Origin of the sequence: Nocardia sp. NPDC101769, from assembly GCF_044766925.1 — a bacterium.
In the GTDB taxonomy this organism is placed as follows: Bacteria; Actinomycetota; Actinomycetes; order Mycobacteriales; family Mycobacteriaceae; genus Nocardia.
In genome coordinates this window covers 157,341-173,646 of the sequence record NZ_JBIWMX010000008.1, presented here as the reverse complement: position 1 = coordinate 173,646, position 16,306 = coordinate 157,341, and the positions used below count along the sequence as shown (strand labels likewise).

The window sequence follows — 16,306 nt, the reverse complement described above, 5'->3', positions numbered from 1 at the left end:
GGATCGGTCGGGTCGGACGGCGTCGCCGGATCGGCACACCATCCGAGACGCGGCAGCGTGGATGGTAGCCGCAGGGGCGCTCACCGGAGCGGCTCGACCCCGATCGATTGCCGCTCGACCAGCCGGATGCCGGTCACCAGCGTCGGCTCGATGGCCACGACGGTGTCCATGACCCCGTCCACCCACGGGCGCACCAGAGCGTCATAGTGCGCCACGAGCTCCGGATCGGTAATGGTCCGCGCGAGGCCGGTCACCACCACCGACCAGCCCAATCGGGTCACCCGATCGATATCGTCGGCCTCGTAGGCGACCACCACGTCGGAGGCGGCCCGCACGGTCGAGGTCAGTCGCGACGTCAGCCGGGTCCGCACGATGAGGGTCTCGCCGTCGAGGATGTGATTCACCGGCCGGATGGCAGGCAGCGCGTCGCGGGTGAAGACCACCCGGCCGAACGGGACACTGGCCAGCAGGCGCATCGACTCGGCCCGGGAGAGGTTCACCACACTGTGCGAGGCCTCCTCGACCATGCTCCGCGCGGCCTCCTCGGCCCGGAAACGGTTCATGCCGTCGTCTCCCGTCGTGGTTCATCGATTCGATGGGCATTCGATCTCCATAGGACCATTGAATTCTCCTGCCCGGCAGGGCCTAAGGTCCTCGACAATATTCCTGGTCCCCCGCGGCACTGCGTTTCTGCCTCGGTCGCGGGGACATTCGCCTCTGTGGCGGACCCGGCCCGAGCTGGAGTCTGAGGAGACACCCGTCGAACAGGAGGCACGCGATGAACTATCGAATCGGTCTGTGCGAGACGGCGCCGCAGACCGTTGTGCAGATACCCCTCGAGATCCCGCCCGATCGACTCAGCGACGCCATTGTCGCGGGCGTCGAGCGGATGGCGGAGGTGGCCAACCGTGCCGGCCTGACGGCTTCCGGCGCACCCACCATCACGTTTCATCACGAGTCGCCTGCCGGGGATTCCATCAAGGTCGATTTCGGATTGCCCATCGAGCCCGCGCCCAATCTCGGGCCTGCCTCCGGGGCGCAGCTGATGGTGCTGCCGTCGACACTGGTCGCACGCACCTGCCACCGGGGCGGCTACGGCGGATTGGACGCCGCCTACCGCGCGCTGGGCGAGTGGGTGCGTGAGGCAGGCTGCACACCGATCGGACCGCCGACCGAGGCATATCTGGTCGGCCCCGACGAGGTCAGCGATCCGCGGCAGTTGATCACCGAAATCCGGGTCCCGGTCGCACCCGCACCCGCGATCGCCGTACATCTCGACGGCACCCTCACCGACGCCGCCGCCCGGACGCGAGAAGCGTTGCACCGGCAGGGGTTCGAAGTCGTCGCCGAGATCGACATGCAGGCGATGCTGCGGGAGAAGGCCGGTGAGCACATCGGGGACCACCTGATTCTCGAGGTGTGCCATCCGCGGCTGGCCGCGCGAGCGCTGGAAGCCGACCGGCGGGCCGGTCTGCTGCTGCCCTGCCGGATCGTGCTGCGCGGGGACGAGACCGGAGTGCTGATCGAGGCGGCCGATCCCGAGGTTCAGGTACGAACGCTCGCACAACCCGCGCTCAACGGTATTGCCGCCGAAGCACACCGGCTGCTCGGTGCGGCGCTGGCCGCGCTGCACCACCCGGCCGCGGTGGCGGGATGAGTTGATCCGGGCCCCGGCGCCTGCGGCTCCGGAGGCGGTATCCGGCGCAGCGCCAATACACTGTGGGCGAGCGAAAGCTCGGATTCGCCCGCAACAGCCCCAGGATGCCATCAGATGACTCCCCCCTCCGATGCCGAGCACTCGGTGCGAAGCACGTTGTCGCAGTTGCGACTGCGCGAACTGCTGACCGAGGTCAAGGATCGGGTCGATCTGATCATCGACGCACGCGACCGGATGGACGGACTCGTCGAGGCCATGCTGTCGGTGACCGCCGGGCTGGATCTCGACCAGACCCTGCGCACCATCGTGCGCACCGCCATCAGCCTGGTCGACGCCCGCTACGGCGCGCTCGGCGTACGCGGCGTGGACACGAACCTCACCCAGTTCGTGCACGAGGGCATCGATGACGAGACCGCCGATGCCATCGGCGATCTCCCGGCCGGGCGCGGTGTGCTGGGGGTGCTGTTCCATCAGCCCGAGCCGATCCGGCTCGACAACATCGGCAGTCATCCTGCGTCGGTAGGGTTTCCGGCCAACCACCCGCCCATGCACACCTTCCTCGGGGTGCCGGTGCGGATCCGGGACGAGATTTTCGGCAACCTGTATCTGACCGAGAAGAAGAACGGGCTGCCGTTCAACGAGGACGATGAGGTGATCGTCCAGGCGCTGGCCGCGGCGGCCGGCATCGCCGTCGACAATGCGCGGTTGTACGAATCGGCCCGCGCCCGGCAGGCGTGGATCGAGGCCACCCGCGACACCGCCACCGCGTTCCTGGCCGGGACCGCCGCCGACGAGGTGCTCGCGCAGGTGGTCGAGCATGTCCGCACGCTGACGCAGGCCGAACGCGCGTTCCTGGCCATCGAGGACGATCCGGATATTCCGGCGGAGGAGACCAGGGAGCTGCGGATCGCGCGCTGGGCCGGGCCCGGCGCCGGGCCCAGCAGCCTGGTCGTCCGGACCACCGGCACCACGATCGGCCGGGCGATCGCCGAGGGCACGCCGCTGAGCTTCGACGACGCGAGCGATATCGATCTCGGCAAGCCGATCGCAGACCCCGGCCCGACGCTGATCCTCCCGCTGCACGCCCAGGGCGCCACCTTCGGCGTGCTGGTCATCGTCCGACCGATCTCCGCTCCCCCGTTCTCGGCCGAAACCCTGGAATTGGCAACGGCCTTCACCGAGCAGGCGGCGCTGGCCATCCAGCTGGCCGAGGCCCAGCAGCGTGTGCGTGAACTCGACATCCTCAGCGACCGTGACCGCATCGCGCGCGACCTGCACGACCACGTGATCCAGCGCCTGTTCGCCGCGGGACTGAGCCTGCAGGGCACCGTCGCCCGCACCCGCGCCCCCGAAATCCGGCAGCGCCTGTCGGATGTGGTCAACGACCTCCAGGACGTGGTGCAGGAGATCCGCACCTCGATCTTCGACCTGCACGGCACCAACGGCCAATCCCCGGGCCTGCGTCAACGCCTCGAACAGGTCATCGCGCAGCACACCGCCGACATCGGCCTGCGCACCTCCCTGCGCACCTCCGGCCCACTCTCCGTCGTGGCCCCCGTCCTGGCCGACCACGCCGAAGCCGTTGTCCGGGAAGCGGTTTCCAACGCCGTCCGGCACGCCAACGCCCACTCCCTCTCCGTCGCCCTCGACGTGGCCGACGACCTCACCATCACCGTCTCCGACGACGGCACCGGCATCCCCGACAACATCACCCCCAGCGGCCTCTCCAACCTCTCCCGCCGAGCCCAGGAACTGGGCGGCACCTTCACCATCCTCCCCAACCCCGACGACACCGGCACCCGCCTGCGCTGGTCGGCCCCGCTCCACTGACGGGCCGCCCGGAACCACGGGCAGGGCGAATCGGGCGTAACGGTCTCTTTGTCGGCCTTTCTCTGCTAAGACCTGTGGATCGTCGGTGAAAGGTGAAGTTGTTGTCTCGCTCTGTCATTCGGGCTCGGTCGATTTCGTTGGCGGCGGCTGCGGCGGCGGTTGTCGTGATGGCGCCGGGGGCCGCTGCGCTGCCGAGCGGATCGTCCGATCTGCCCACCGGGACGTCCCAGAGTTCGACGGGGACGCCGCCGGTGGCGGGGACGAGCGTCTCGACGGCGTACGGCTCGATCGGGGTGTGGATGTTGCAGTCGAACGGCGAGGTCGCGGACTGGCTGGGGCAGCAGTATCAGGGCAAGTCGTTGTTCGAGCCCATCGATGTGCTGCTGGTCGATCGGACCTCCACGACGGCCGACGCCGCGACTTCGAAGCTGACGAACCAGCTTTCGGCCGCGGGGTTCCCGGTGCGCTGGTTGCACAGCACGGGATATCAGGGGCGCATCAACGGTCAGCTCTACGCCCAGCAGCCGCCGGACGGCAGCGACTCGGCCTTCTCCGACGCGATCGCGATCGAAACCAATGACCACGGCAGGGTTTTCGGCCCGGCCCCGCTGCCCGGCGGCGGATTCGTGTGGTCCGCGGCCTTCAGTCGCGAGAAGTTCGAAGTGGTCACCCATGCCTACGTGTCCTTCACCCAGGCCCGCGACAATGTCCACACCGCGGTGCTCGCCAAGGGCGGGACCGATCTCGGGACGGTGCCGCTGGGCAACACATACAACACCGCCACCGCCTCTACCGGCGATCACGACGGCAACGCCGTGGTCCTCGGGTTGAACTGACCGTCAGCGCCCGGCTCTTCGGAACCGATCCGAAGCCGGACGACCGCAGTCGGGACACCCCGCTCGGGCGACAGATGTGAGGCACATCGCGGGCATATACCCCTGGGGGTATGCTAGCCTGGGTACATACCCCATGGGGTATCCGCGACGCGGCCGATTGGACGATGCCACGCTTCGCCGAAGCAGCCGAAGGAGTAGCCATGTCCGCCCCGACCGATGTCATCCACGCCTCGCCGCACGGCAAGGCCGTCCTGAACGAGTTGTCTCCGCTGCACCGGGAGCTGCGGCGTGCGATCCCCGAGGTCTACAAGGGTTTCGGCGAGCTCAGCAAGGCGGCCTTCGCGCCGGGCGCGCTGGATCGCAAGACCAAGGAGCTGATCGCGCTGGCCATCGGGGTGGTGGAGGGCTGCGACGGCTGCATCGCCTCGCACGGTCAGGCCGCGGCGCGCGCCGGTGCGACCAGGCAGGAGGCGGCCGAGGCCATCGGCGTCACCTTCCTCATGCACGGCGGCCCCGCCACCATTCACGGCGCCCGTGCCTACGAGGCGTTCTGCGAATTCGCCGATGCCATCGAATCCGGCGACTCCCCCGCCTGACCACCCCGGAGGAACCACGCATGTGTCATCCCGCCCGATGCCGGACCTGCGGCAAGACCACCTGGTCCGGCTGCGGCGCCCACGTCGCTCAGGTCCGCGCCGCCGTACCGGCCGACCAGTGGTGCCCGGGTCATCAGGACACTGACCGCGACAGCTGGTTTCGGCGAATCCTCAACCGCTGATCCACCGCAGACTGCTCAACGCGTCATCGAGACAGTGCCACATGGCGGCGCTCGAAGACCACCGCCACGTCGCCGACACCGTTGACCGTCACATCAGCCCACGATCGGCCGCGGGCTGGGCTGGAGTGCCTGCGGCAGAGCGGATTCGATGGGATCGCGGGTCGTGGCGATCAGGGCGAAGGCCAGGGGCGGAGGCCCTCAGGCTCGGTCCCGATTCGCTCCGGGTTGCGGTGCGAAATAGGTGTCCAGCGCGTGCCGCAGCCACCGTTCCCGCGAGCGGAAGGCCCGCTTGCTCACCTCGGCGCGCGGGACGAGACGGTCGAAGCCGTGCCAGCAGCCGGGGTAGATCTCGAAGTCCACCGATACGCCGCAGGATCGGAGTGCGTCCACGTAGGCGATCGTCTCGTCCCGGAACGGCTCGAGGCCCCCGACGTAGGTGAAGGTCGGCGGCAGCCCGCGCAGATCACCGGCCCGCGCGGGCGCGGCATACACCGGAACCCGCTGCGTCCCATCCAGATTCCGCAGATACAGCTGCCACGCCGAGGCCAGCGTGTCCGAATCCAGCAGGGGCGCGTCATTGTCGCAGGCCGATTCGGTGGACTGCCGGTCGTCGATCATGGGGTAGATCGGCATCTGGAAGGCGATGTTCACCTCTTCCCGGTCGCGCGCCAGCAGAGCGAGCGCGGCGGTCAATCCCCCGCCCGCGCTCTCCCCCGCGACCGCCAGCTGATCCTCGCGGATGCCGAGCCGGATCGCGTTGTCGCGCATCCAGATCAAGGCCGTGTAGCAGTCGTCGAGCGCCGCGGGGTACGGGTGGGCGACGCTGAGCCGATAGTCGGGTGCGACGACCACGCATCCGGTCCGCTCGGCCAGGAGCCGGTAGATCCGCAGATCCTGTTCCGGTCGCCCGAGGAAGTATCCGCCGCCGTGCAGCCACAGCAGTCCGGCCGCCGCGGTGGTGGACGCGAGCGGTGAATAGACGACCACCCGCAGGCGTGTTCCGTCGCCGCGATCGATTCCGAACTCCCCGACCCGCAGGGTCTTCGGGCGGCGAGCCCGCGCGAGCCACAGCAGTCCGTCGATCACGCCGCTGATGACCCGCAAACGCCTTTCACTGTGCCGAGACCCCATGCGCCGCAACCACACACCGGTTGTACGCAGCTGGCCGTCCATCATCGCGTCGCTGATCTGCATGCCGGCCCTTTCGCAGGTGCAGCGACGCTATCACAGACCTGGAAGCCAATACGGACACTAGTCCAGGTTTGAGGGCGCAAGTATCACCTAGACACATGTCCGAACCCGCATCCACCGGTATCGAGACAACTCGGCGGCGTCTCACCGAGAGGAGGCTCGCCACCTCCGCGCGCAGCCGATGACCAAGCAGCCCTTGGCCATCGGCCCGCGCGCACGCCGCAACAGCAGGCGTCCGTCGATCCGATTCAACGTCCGAAGCCGTCGGCAGACCTTGTCGCACGCCACCAACAGTAGTACCGTCCGGACACATGTCCATCACGTGTCTGAACGGGTATTCCTGGAAGGATTTCCAATGACGCTGGTCAAGCCGCAGCGAGTGTCCGGGGGCGCGGATGAGCACGGACACCTGGAGGAGTTCCGCACCGATCCCATTGCGCTGATGAGGCGGGTGCGCGCCGAATGCGGCGATGTCGGAGCCTTCGAACTCGCGGGGCGTGATGTGATCCTGCTGTCGGGAGCCGAGGCGAACGAGTTCTTCTTCCGCGCCAGCGACGAGGACCTCGATCAGGGTGCGGCCTACCCGTTCATGAAGCCGATCTTCGGCGAGGGCGTGGTCTTCGACGCGCCGCCCGAACGCCGCAAGGAGATGCTGCACAATCAGGCGCTGCGCGCCGACCACATGCGCGGGCACGCGGCCACCATCGCCCGCGAGGTCGATCGTATGCTGGCCGGCTGGGCCGATGAGGGCGAGATCGATCTGCTCGAATTCTTCGCCGAGCTGACCATTTACACGTCCTCGGCCTGCCTGATCGGCTCCAAATTCCGGGAGCAGCTGGACTCCCGGTTCGCCCATCTCTATCACGAACTCGAACAGGGCACCGACGCGCTGGCCTACGTCGACCCCTACGCGCCGATCGAGAGCTTCCGCCGCCGCGACGAGGCCCGCGCCGCCCTGGTCGAGCTCGTGCAGGCGATCATGGATCAGCGCGAGGCGAATCCGCCGACCGGCAAGGACGATCGCGACATGCTCGACGTCCTGGTCTCGGTGAAGGACGAGCACGGCGTGCCGCGTTTCTCGGCCAGCGAGATCACCGGCATCTTCATCTCCATGATGTTCGCCGGGCACCACACCACCTCCGGCACGGCGGCCTGGACCATCATCGAACTGCTGCGCCACCCGGAGACGCTGGCCACGGTGGTGACCGAGCTCGACGAGCTCTACGCCGACGGCGCGGAGGTCAGTCACCATGCGCTGCGCCAGATTCCGAATCTGGAGGCCGCGCTCAAGGAGGCGCTGCGCCTGCACCCGCCGCTGATCATCCTCATGCGTATCGCGCGCGCCCGGTTCGAGGTGTGCGGGCATCGGATCGAGGCGGGCGACATGGTGGCCGCCACGCCCGCCATCTCCAACCGGATACCGGAGGACTTCCCGGACCCCGACACCTTCGACCCGGGCCGCTATCTGGATCCGCGGCAGGAGGATCTGGTCAATCGCTGGACCTGGATTCCCTTCGGCGCGGGCCGTCACCGCTGTGTGGGCGCACCGTTCGCGCTCATGCAGCTCAAGGCGATCTTCTCGATCCTGTTGCGGGACTGGGAATTCGAACTGGCGCAGCCGTCGGAGACCTACCGCAACGACCACTCCAAGATGGTGGTGCAGTTGCAACAGCCGTGCCGCGTCCGCTACCGGCGCCGCCGTCGCTGAGTCCGTCCCGGTCCACACCGATGTCGGCCCGTCAGGAGGCAGCCGTGTCCGCGCCGTCCATTCCCCCCGGATTCGATTTCACCGATCCCGCGCTGTGGGAGACCCGGAACCCCGTCGAAGAATTCGCCCGGCTGCGCCGCACCGCCCCGGTGTGGTGGAACCCCCAGACCGACGCCCAGTCCGGCGGATTCCGCGACGGCGGCTACTGGGTGGTCACCAAACACGAGGACATCAAGGAGATCTCGCGCAACGCGGAGCTGTTCTCCGCCCGGTCCAAGGGCGCGGTGATCCGCTTGCCCGGCGAGATCACGCCCGAGCAGATCGAGCTCACCGGCGCGCTGCTGCTGAACATGGATCCGCCGAAGCACACCAAGATCCGGCGCATCATATCGAAGGGCTTCAGCCCGCGCGCGATCGAGGGATTGCGCGGCGCACTGGCCGAGCGGGCGGCCGCGATCGTGCGCGCGGCACGGGAAACCGGCGGCGGCGACTTCGTCGAGCAGGTGGCGTGCGAGTTGCCGTTGCAGGCGATCGCCGAATTGCTTGGCGTGCCACAGGAGGATCGGCGCAAACTGTTCGACTGGTCCAATCAGATGCTCAACTACGACGACCCGGAATACGGGGACAACACCGGCACGACCTCGTCGACCAGTGCGTCGATGGAGATCCTCGGCTACGCCTGGACCATGGCCGAACAGCGGCGCGCCGACCCGCTCGACGATATCGTCAGCCGGCTCGTGCACGCCGATCTCGACGGGGAATCCCTGGGCTCGGACGAATTCGGCTTCTTCGTCATCCTTTTGGCGGTGGCGGGCAACGAGACCACCCGCAATGCCATCACTCACGGGATGAAGGCGTTCATCGATCATCCCGAACAGTGGGAGCTCTACCGGCGCCGGCGCCCGCGCACCGCGCCCGACGAGATCGTGCGCTGGGCGACCCCGGTGACGGCGTTCCAGCGCACCGCCACCGCGGACATCGAACTGGGCGGGCAGCCGATCCGGCGGGGCCAGCGGCTCGGATTGTTCTACAGCTCCGCCAATTTCGACGAGGACGCCTTCGACGACCCGTTCCGGTTCGACATTCTCCGCGACCCCAATCCGCACCTGGCCTTCGGCGGCACCGGCGCACACTACTGTGTCGGCGCGAATCTCGCCCGGCTGGAGATCGATCTGATGTTCAATGCCATCGCCGACGCGATGCCGGACCTGTCCGAGGTCGCCGCGCCCGAGCGGCTGCGGTCGGGATGGATCAACGGCATCAAGCACTGGCGGGTCCGGTACGGGTAGCCGGGCCACCGTATCGCCGGGCGGATCGCCCGGTGCATACTCGATCGGGCGCGGATCGGACGAGAAGCCGTCCCCCGCAATCACATTGGGAGTAGATGATGAAGACCCGCCTGAGCTGCCCGTGCGGCGAATACATTCGCGGCGAGAACGAGGACGACCTGGTCGAGAAGACCCAGGCCCACCTCGCCGAGCGGCACCCCGATCACGACTATTCCCGCGACGAGATCCTCTTCCTCGCGTACTGATCCGGTTCGAGCGGGCGCGTCTGCCCCGAGATTCCCGCGCGGGAGGTGCGCCCGGCTCCGAACGAGCCGGGCTCCCCCGCTACTTCCGATGGCGGGACACGCCGCTACGCGAGCGCCTGGTGGATGAAAGCTTGCAGGGCGGCGTCGATGGGATGGGGCCGCGATGCGATGGCGGGACGGTTCCAGCGTTGGAGGTTCACGGCGGCGGAGAGTTGGCGGGTGCCGTCGACGCTGGTCATCGAGATCGCGCCGCCGCCCCAGACGGAGCCGTCGTGGCCCCAGAAGGCGGCGGGGCCGGGAGCCGGCAGCCTGTGGAGGCCGAGACCGTAGTCGAGGGTCTTGCCCTCGAACGAGATGACCGGAACGGTGCGCTGCATCTCCGCCAGGGCTGGGCGGCTGATGATTTCGCCGGCCAGCAGTAGGCCGAAGAAGCGGTTCAGGTCCGCGACGGTGGAGATCAGTGACGCCGCCGGTCCGACCCATGACATGTCGAAAACGCTGTAGTCGCGCGGCGGTTCGATCATGCCGAACCACGACTCGTAGTGCAGGGAGTGCGGCCCGTCGATGTGCGATCCGGCCGGGAACTCGGTGTCCCGCAGCCCGGCGCGCTCGATGATGTCGCCGGTGATGCACTTCTCGGCCGAGGCGCCGGACACCGACTCCAGAAGTTCGCACAGCAGAAGGTAATTGGTGTTCGAGTAGATCCCGGGAGTGCCACCCGGGGCCCCAGTGGCGGGCGCCGAGACACCCATCTCGATCAGCTCGACCGGGTGGAAGCAGGTGAATCGGTTGTCGTCCAGGCTGTCCGGCGTCGTCCTCGCCAGGTCCGGAAAGGCCGCGAGCGACGGGTAGGCATAGGGCAGGTATTCGGCCAGGCCGCTGGTGTGGTTGAGCAACATCCGTACCGTGATCGCCGCACCCCGATCCCCGGGAACCTGGCGGGGCAGGTAGCGGCCGATCGGTGCGTCGAGCTCTATCTCACCGTTGTCGACCTGCCGCAGTACGGCGGCGGCGGTGAACGTCTTGGTGATGCTGCCGACGCGGTGGCGCATATCGCTGGAGACGGGTCGGCCGGTTGCTATGTCGGCGACTCCGGCTGCGCCACACCAGATCTGGTCGCCGGCGCGGACTTCCGCGAAGATTCCCGGCATGCCCGCACGGTGGACGGCATCCAGGGCGGCGCGCAGCTGCGTGGAATCGAGGGTGGTCGTCACGACACGTGTCCTCTCGTTGTCGATGTCGGAGGCCACCACTATCGACCGGGCTACCTGGCCCGGTATTGGAAGAATTCTCCCCAGGCCCGGTACCGGTGCCGGGCGATGGCGGGCAGATGATGTGCGGTCAGAGCCCTCGGGGTGCCATTCGTGAAGATCGATACATCCCGGCACAGGTGAGCCTGATCGGCGTACCCGCACTCCACCGCAACATCGGCGGCGGACCCCGCCACCAGTTTGTCGGCGGCATACCGGAATCGGGCCAGCATCGCCGCCCGCTTGGGGGTGAGTCCGATCTGGGACTCGAAACGCGACCCCAGCCGCTTATGACTCCAGCCGAGCGATCGGGCGAGTTCGCCGATCCGCAACCGGCCGTGCGCGGACTCGATTCGAAACCAGGCCTCCAGCACCTCCGGGTCCGGCGAACGACTCGGGGTATCGCACTGTGCCAGAAACGATTTCGTCAGTGCGAAACGCTCGCCCCAAGCCGGGGCGGAGGCGAGCTGCTCGCGCAGTACCCGAACCCGCGGTCCCCAGAGATCCTCCAGGGCGACTGCGCCGCAGCCCAGATCGATTGGGGGAAGACCCAACAGGGAGTACGCCTGTATCGGCGACAGGCGAATCTCGATACACGCGGCTCGTTCGCTGCGTACGCGCATGGCCGAAAGGGCAAGCCCTGCAGCGAACCCGTCGAGAGTTCGCCGCCCGAAAACGTCGTCGACCAGCACCGCGCCGGCACCGAAGCCGATCACCATGGTGACTGCCGTCGTCCCGGCAACCCGGAGGTCCAGTCCGGCCCCGCCGATATCGCGGTAACCGATCAGCGCGCCGCCCGGCCGTCCGGCATCGTCCGGACCCGCGAAGTCCCACGCCGCACCGGGCTCGTCACCGAAGTCCACAGCATCCACCCCGTCCAGGCTACAAACCCGGCGGCCTCACCTGGGTTGGACAGGGTGGGCTCGAGTAGCGGCCGCCGGTGCGCGCGTTCGAGGCGGCTGGTCAGCCGGCCTGGCGCATCAGGCCCTGAGCGGAGACGGACGCCACCAGATCGCCGGCCTGGGTGAAGATCTGGATGCGGCCGTACATCCGGCTGCCACCGGCGAAGGGGCTCTCGCAGTGCAGCAACAACCAGTCGTGCATCGTGAACGGCCGATGGAAGGTGACGGTCTGGGCGAGCATGGCGGCCGTGCCGCGGCCGCCGCGGCGCGCGATCTCGGTTTGCGGGTACGGGCGCATCGCGACCGGGCCCAGGAAGCCCTCGCTGCCGTGCGCCAGCAACGCGCGACCGAGGCCGGGCAGATCCGGCGCCTTGTCACAGCGCATCCACACATCCAGTGCCGGTGGTCCCGACAGTTCGGCCGCGAGCGCGTCCGCTCCGCCGAATGTCCGTACCTCCCAGGGCAACAGCGCACACGGCAGTTCTTCGCACTCCTCCGGCCCCGGCACCCCCTCGGGCAGGTGCGCACCGTGGCCGAGGAAGTCCGGCTCCTCCGCACTGAGCATCGTCAGCACCCGCGCGTGCTCGCGCCCCTCCTGGGAGAACGAAACCTGGACCGTCGCGAGCGCCCGCCCCGACTGCACCACCTCGACCGCCACATCGACGTCGCGGTCGGCATACCCACCGCGCGGAAAGACACCGTGCAGCGACTGCACGGCCATCCGCGGCACCGTGCGCTCCGCGGCGACCACGGCCTGCGCGAGCGTCTGACTGCCGAGCGTCGTCGGCAGCGTCGAGGTGACATTGCGAGCACGGAACCGACCCGCGTCGACCTCCGTCAGATCGAGGACGTCGAGCAGATCTGCCAGGTCGACCACCGGCCACATATGCGTTCCACCAGCCATTGCGAAATATTTGCACACGCCGGAAAGCGCGCGGTCGGCGATTCCCGATGAGCGGCACGACGAAGTGTTCGACCCGTGGATCCGTGGTGACAAATATTCAGCTCGATCCACAGCACTGAGGCCGGGCTCGGTCATTCACCGTGGGTCGGAGGCGACCGGGTGTACTGTCTGCGTGGTCGATCCAGGCGTGCCCTTCGGGACCCGAACGGCCGAATTGTCGTTGAATGCTGCCTGATTGGGGATGCGGTGAGGTCGTCTCGTGTCAATCGTCAGGTCCGGACCCTCCGGCTGGCTCTGACCGTCGTTGTGATCGTCGGCTCGCTCATCGGATGCGGATCGCCCTCGGAGACATCACATTCGGCGGAGACGTCGACCGTTGTCGCCGACGCCGCGGGGTTCGTGCATCCGGGAGTGTTGGAGTCGCGGGGGCAATTGGATTTCGTGCGGCAGCAGGTGCGGGCGCAGGCGCAGCCGTGGAAGGCGGCCTTCGACGCGATGATGGCGAGCCAGTACGCGAGCCTCGGGTATGTGGCGAAGCCGCGGGCAGTCGTTGATTGCGGACCCTACGACCACCCCGACAACGGGTGCAGTGATGAGCGGCGCGACGCCGACGCCGCCTACACCAGCGCGCTGGCGTGGTATCTGACCGGTGACGAGCGCTATGCGCGGAAGTCGATTCAGGTCATGGATGCGTGGTCGGCGACGCTCACCGATCACACCGGCAGCAACGCCCCACTACAGAGTGGCTGGGCGGCCTCGGTGTGGACCCGCGCGGCCGAGATCGTCCGCTACACCTATTCGGGCAGCTGGCCGGATCTGGCTCGATTCCAGGACCTGCTGCGAAACGTGTACCTGCCCAAGGTAATCACCGGCTCCACCTCGAACGGCAACTGGGAATTGTCGATGATCGAGGCCGCCCAGGGCATCGGCGTCTTCCTCGAAGATCGCCACGCCTACGACACGGCGGCAACGATGTACCTCGATCGCGTCCCCGCCTATATCTACCTCACCTCGGACGGTCCGCAACCGCGGATCTCGGTCCGCACCCACGCCTCCACCCCGGATCAGATCACCAAATACTGGTGGGGCCAATCGACGCTCGTCGACGGCGTCGCACAGGAAACCTGCCGCGACTTCGCGCACACCGGATACGGCCTGTCAGCCATCGCCCACATCGCCGAAACCAGCCGCATCCAACAACACGACCTCTACCCCCAAGTGGCCGACCGCCTCCGCGTCGCCCTCGAACTACATTCGAAATACCAACTCGGCCAACCGATGCCGACCTGGCTCTGCGGAGGGCAGCTACAACGCGAACTCGGCCCGATCACCGAAGTCGCCTACAACGCCCTGCACAACCGCATGCACCTGGACCTCCCCGATACCGAGCGCCTCACCGACAAGCAACGCCCAGCCGGGCTGGACATGTTCTCCATGTGGGAAACCCTCACCCACGCCGACAATCCGAGCTGAAACGCCAGAGCCGACCACGCGGCGAGCGTCGATCGTTCGACAGCGTTCGCTCGATATGTGCCCGGAGATCCTGTCCAGGAGTGCGATTCTGGTGTCCACGTGACATGAGGCGGTGTCTTTCACCAAACAAGGGCATACCTCACGACATTCCGGATGGCCTGCACCACAACCCATCTCACATCAGCATTGGCGAGCACTGCCGCCGGCTATACGACGCTCTGCCCGATGATCTTCCGATGCCCCGGGCCGGCCGGTTCGGCCAGCGCGGTATGCGGCATGAGCGGATATGCGTGCCGGATGTTTTCGCCGCCGAGATCGATTGACCGCTAACCAGCCCAGAAACCGATGAGATCCTTTTCAGCGGCTGTGGATTGACGGAACCACTCGACGATGCAGTCGGCGTAGCCGCCGTGGTCGTCGGGTCCCGCGGCGATGGCCTCCCACTTGGCCAGCAACTCCGCGCAACTTTCCTTGCCGAGATGCCCCCACCCGTTCGAGTCGGTAGATGGGAACGGATCACCGTCCATGTCGCTGGCCAGATCCAGAATCACATCAGGAAGACCCTTGTAACCGAACCAGAAGTTCACACCGCCGATGCCCCGGCCAAGGTTTTCACAGATCAATTCCAACGCTGAGACGTAGGCGTGGGCGTAGTCCTCGTCTAAGGGGCCGCCTGCAAAGATCGTCCGAAGCGCCTGCGGATGCTGCGCCTCCTCGCAGCGGTAGCACTCCTCACAATCGGCGCCCTCGCAGTCGGGAGACTCGCACGGTTCGCAGCAGCCGTCGTCCGGATCATGGTCGGGGAGTGTGGCCAGTAGTCGGTTGAGAAACTCCTCGTCGTTGGACCCGATGACCGCCTCGAGCTCCGTCAAATCGGCGAGGTACACCTGCAAGCAATGTGACACGCAGCGAATCGTAAGCAGTCACAACGACACTCGGGCTGATGAAGGCAGGCTGCGACAGGTTTGAGGTACTCAACTCGGCTAGAACAGTACGCTCGGCGATCCGAGATGGCCTTGATCCGTGGACCTTTCGAGGCGGTGTCCCTGGCTGGTCGAGCCGTGTGATCAGCGGCAGACGGTCGTGGTGTGCTTGGATCGAGCCATGTCCAATGCGCTTGGGGCAGCCGAATTTCGACCGGACTCGGTTGCGGCTGCGTCCGTTGATGTGGTGGTCGGGGACGAAGATCCGACTGCATTTTTCGCCACGCTCGGGGTCGAATTGCCGCCGCTGACACGAGCGACCAGGACGGTCGGTGGTTGCACGGTGTGGATGTGCGAGGTCGAACCGGGGTATCCGGCCACCGATTTGTGGCAGCGTGCGCGTGGGGTATACGAGCGCACAGGACTATGGCCTGTGCTTCTGGGACTCATCGAGGCAAGTTTGAATGCTCCAGGCGACCAGCAGGTCGCCGCGGCAGCTGTGCAGGATGGACGAGCATGGCTCGAACGTGCCCAGGTCGAGGGGCCGCGCGACGCCGAAGGGCCGTGCGACGACGAGGACCCGATTCTTCTGAGTACCTATGTGCTCACCGAGGAAGATCGCGACTACGAGGGATTCGACTGGGCTGATGCGTGGATCGCCGTTGACGAACTCGAGGAGGCCGATCGATTGGCGCTGGTGCCCGCGCCGAATCCATGGCTGGTGCCGCATCTGTTGAATTGGAGCGGCGCGCGCGATTTCGATCTCGACGGCGCGGACCACGCAACGTTGTTGCGCAGGTGGGCAGGGCATTGGGGCGCGGAGCTGATCGCGTTGAGCGAGTACGAGTTGGTGTTGCGGGTAGCTAACCCGCCGCAAGACGATAACGAAGCGCTCACTGTTGCGCTGGAATGGTTTCTGTACGCCCCCAACCTCGTCTACAAGGGCTGGGGAAGTCTCGATGAACTCAAAAGGCGTGTGCCCGCACCGCTGTGGAGATTCCTGTGGTAACCGATCCGGCCCCCTGAGCAGAGATGTCCGACGCTCCCTGCGCGCAAGCTGAGACTTGGCACCCTGCTCGCGCAGCTCGTCCGACTTCCGCTCATCGGCAATAGCGGACGTTTCGGCCTCGGATCGGCACGGCCAGTTGATCTTCCACGTACCCGCGTTGGCCGGTTCGGTCAGCGCGGTATGCGGCAATGTAGTGCGTTTGGTTGGGCGTTGCCGGGCTTGCATGGGTCGGATGGGATCCGCTGCGCGGCATGATGGTTCGGCAGCGGCCCCGATTCGGCATCGCGCACGGGCGTGGACGCTCATACTTC

Annotated in this window: 15 protein-coding genes; 9 read left to right on the top strand and 6 right to left on the bottom strand. The window is 67.1% G+C overall.

The window, feature by feature from the left end:
- Nucleotides 1–80 precede the first annotated feature (80 nt).
- Nucleotides 81–563 (bottom strand): pyridoxamine 5'-phosphate oxidase family protein, encoded by a 483-nt coding sequence (locus ACIRRA_RS15950; RefSeq protein WP_402767930.1) that lies wholly within the window; start codon nucleotides 561–563, stop codon nucleotides 81–83.
- A gap of 215 nt (nucleotides 564–778) precedes the next feature.
- Between ACIRRA_RS15950 and ACIRRA_RS15945 the strand changes: the two genes are divergently transcribed.
- The 4 genes from ACIRRA_RS15945 to ACIRRA_RS15930 all read left to right on the top strand — a co-directional run bounded on the left by ACIRRA_RS15945 (nucleotide 779) and on the right by ACIRRA_RS15930 (nucleotide 4,919).
- A complete protein-coding gene (locus ACIRRA_RS15945; protein WP_402767928.1) occupies nucleotides 779–1,657 on the top strand; it encodes a DUF302 domain-containing protein in 879 nt (292 codons plus the stop codon).
- Between the two features lie 114 nt (nucleotides 1,658–1,771).
- Nucleotides 1,772–3,487, top strand: coding sequence for a GAF domain-containing protein (locus tag ACIRRA_RS15940; protein WP_402767926.1), 1,716 nt, complete (start codon nucleotides 1,772–1,774; stop codon nucleotides 3,485–3,487).
- Nucleotides 3,488–3,738: 251 nt separating this feature from the next.
- Entirely contained in the window at nucleotides 3,739–4,323 is a 585-nt protein-coding gene (locus ACIRRA_RS15935; protein ID WP_402767924.1) for a hypothetical protein, read from the top strand.
- 221 nt (nucleotides 4,324–4,544) lie between these two features.
- A complete protein-coding gene (locus tag ACIRRA_RS15930) occupies nucleotides 4,545–4,919 on the top strand; it encodes a carboxymuconolactone decarboxylase family protein (protein ID WP_402768165.1) in 375 nt (124 codons plus the stop codon).
- Nucleotides 4,920–5,299: 380 nt separating this feature from the next.
- Here ACIRRA_RS15930 and ACIRRA_RS15925 read toward each other — a convergent pair whose 3' ends face one another.
- Entirely contained in the window at nucleotides 5,300–6,295 is a 996-nt protein-coding gene (locus ACIRRA_RS15925) for an alpha/beta hydrolase (protein ID WP_402767922.1), read from the bottom strand.
- Nucleotides 6,296–6,647: 352 nt separating this feature from the next.
- Between ACIRRA_RS15925 and ACIRRA_RS15920 the strand changes: the two genes are divergently transcribed.
- The 3 genes from ACIRRA_RS15920 (at nucleotide 6,648) to ACIRRA_RS15910 (ending at nucleotide 9,534) form a co-directional block, all read left to right on the top strand.
- On the top strand, nucleotides 6,648–8,000 hold the full coding sequence (locus tag ACIRRA_RS15920; RefSeq protein ID WP_402767920.1) for a cytochrome P450: 1,353 nt from the start codon (nucleotides 6,648–6,650) through the stop codon (nucleotides 7,998–8,000).
- A 44-nt stretch (nucleotides 8,001–8,044) separates the two neighbouring features.
- Entirely contained in the window at nucleotides 8,045–9,289 is a 1,245-nt protein-coding gene (locus ACIRRA_RS15915) for a cytochrome P450 (RefSeq protein WP_402767918.1), read from the top strand.
- Nucleotides 9,290–9,387: 98 nt separating this feature from the next.
- Nucleotides 9,388–9,534: a DUF1059 domain-containing protein gene (locus ACIRRA_RS15910; RefSeq protein WP_354845559.1), complete on the top strand. Its 147-nt coding sequence runs from the start codon at nucleotides 9,388–9,390 to the stop codon at nucleotides 9,532–9,534.
- A gap of 104 nt (nucleotides 9,535–9,638) precedes the next feature.
- On the opposite strand, the gene ACIRRA_RS15905 is transcribed toward ACIRRA_RS15910, so the two are convergent.
- From ACIRRA_RS15905 to ACIRRA_RS15895, 3 genes are all read right to left on the bottom strand, one after another.
- Nucleotides 9,639–10,748, bottom strand: a complete 1,110-nt coding sequence (locus ACIRRA_RS15905) for a serine hydrolase domain-containing protein (RefSeq protein WP_402767916.1) — start codon at nucleotides 10,746–10,748, stop codon at nucleotides 9,639–9,641.
- Between the two features lie 50 nt (nucleotides 10,749–10,798).
- Nucleotides 10,799–11,656 (bottom strand): helix-turn-helix domain-containing protein, encoded by an 858-nt coding sequence (locus tag ACIRRA_RS15900; RefSeq protein ID WP_402767914.1) that lies wholly within the window; start codon nucleotides 11,654–11,656, stop codon nucleotides 10,799–10,801.
- Between the two features lie 91 nt (nucleotides 11,657–11,747).
- Nucleotides 11,748–12,725 carry an acyl-CoA thioesterase gene (locus ACIRRA_RS15895; protein WP_402767912.1) on the bottom strand — a complete coding sequence of 326 codons (978 nt, stop codon included), beginning with the start codon at nucleotides 12,723–12,725 and terminating at the stop codon, nucleotides 11,748–11,750.
- 111 nt (nucleotides 12,726–12,836) lie between these two features.
- Here ACIRRA_RS15895 and ACIRRA_RS15890 point away from each other — a divergent pair, with 111 nt between their 5' ends.
- The gene (locus ACIRRA_RS15890; RefSeq protein ID WP_402767910.1) at nucleotides 12,837–14,063 is read left to right on the top strand and encodes an alginate lyase family protein; all 1,227 of its coding nucleotides are present in this window, start codon (nucleotides 12,837–12,839) and stop codon (nucleotides 14,061–14,063) included.
- Nucleotides 14,064–14,389: 326 nt separating this feature from the next.
- On the opposite strand, the gene ACIRRA_RS15885 is transcribed toward ACIRRA_RS15890, so the two are convergent.
- Nucleotides 14,390–14,950: a hypothetical protein gene (locus ACIRRA_RS15885; RefSeq protein WP_402767908.1), complete on the bottom strand. Its 561-nt coding sequence runs from the start codon at nucleotides 14,948–14,950 to the stop codon at nucleotides 14,390–14,392.
- 217 nt (nucleotides 14,951–15,167) lie between these two features.
- On the opposite strand from ACIRRA_RS15885, the gene ACIRRA_RS15880 reads away from it, so the two are divergent.
- Nucleotides 15,168–15,995: a DUF4253 domain-containing protein gene (locus ACIRRA_RS15880; RefSeq protein WP_402767906.1), complete on the top strand. Its 828-nt coding sequence runs from the start codon at nucleotides 15,168–15,170 to the stop codon at nucleotides 15,993–15,995.
- Nucleotides 15,996–16,306 lie beyond the last annotated feature (311 nt).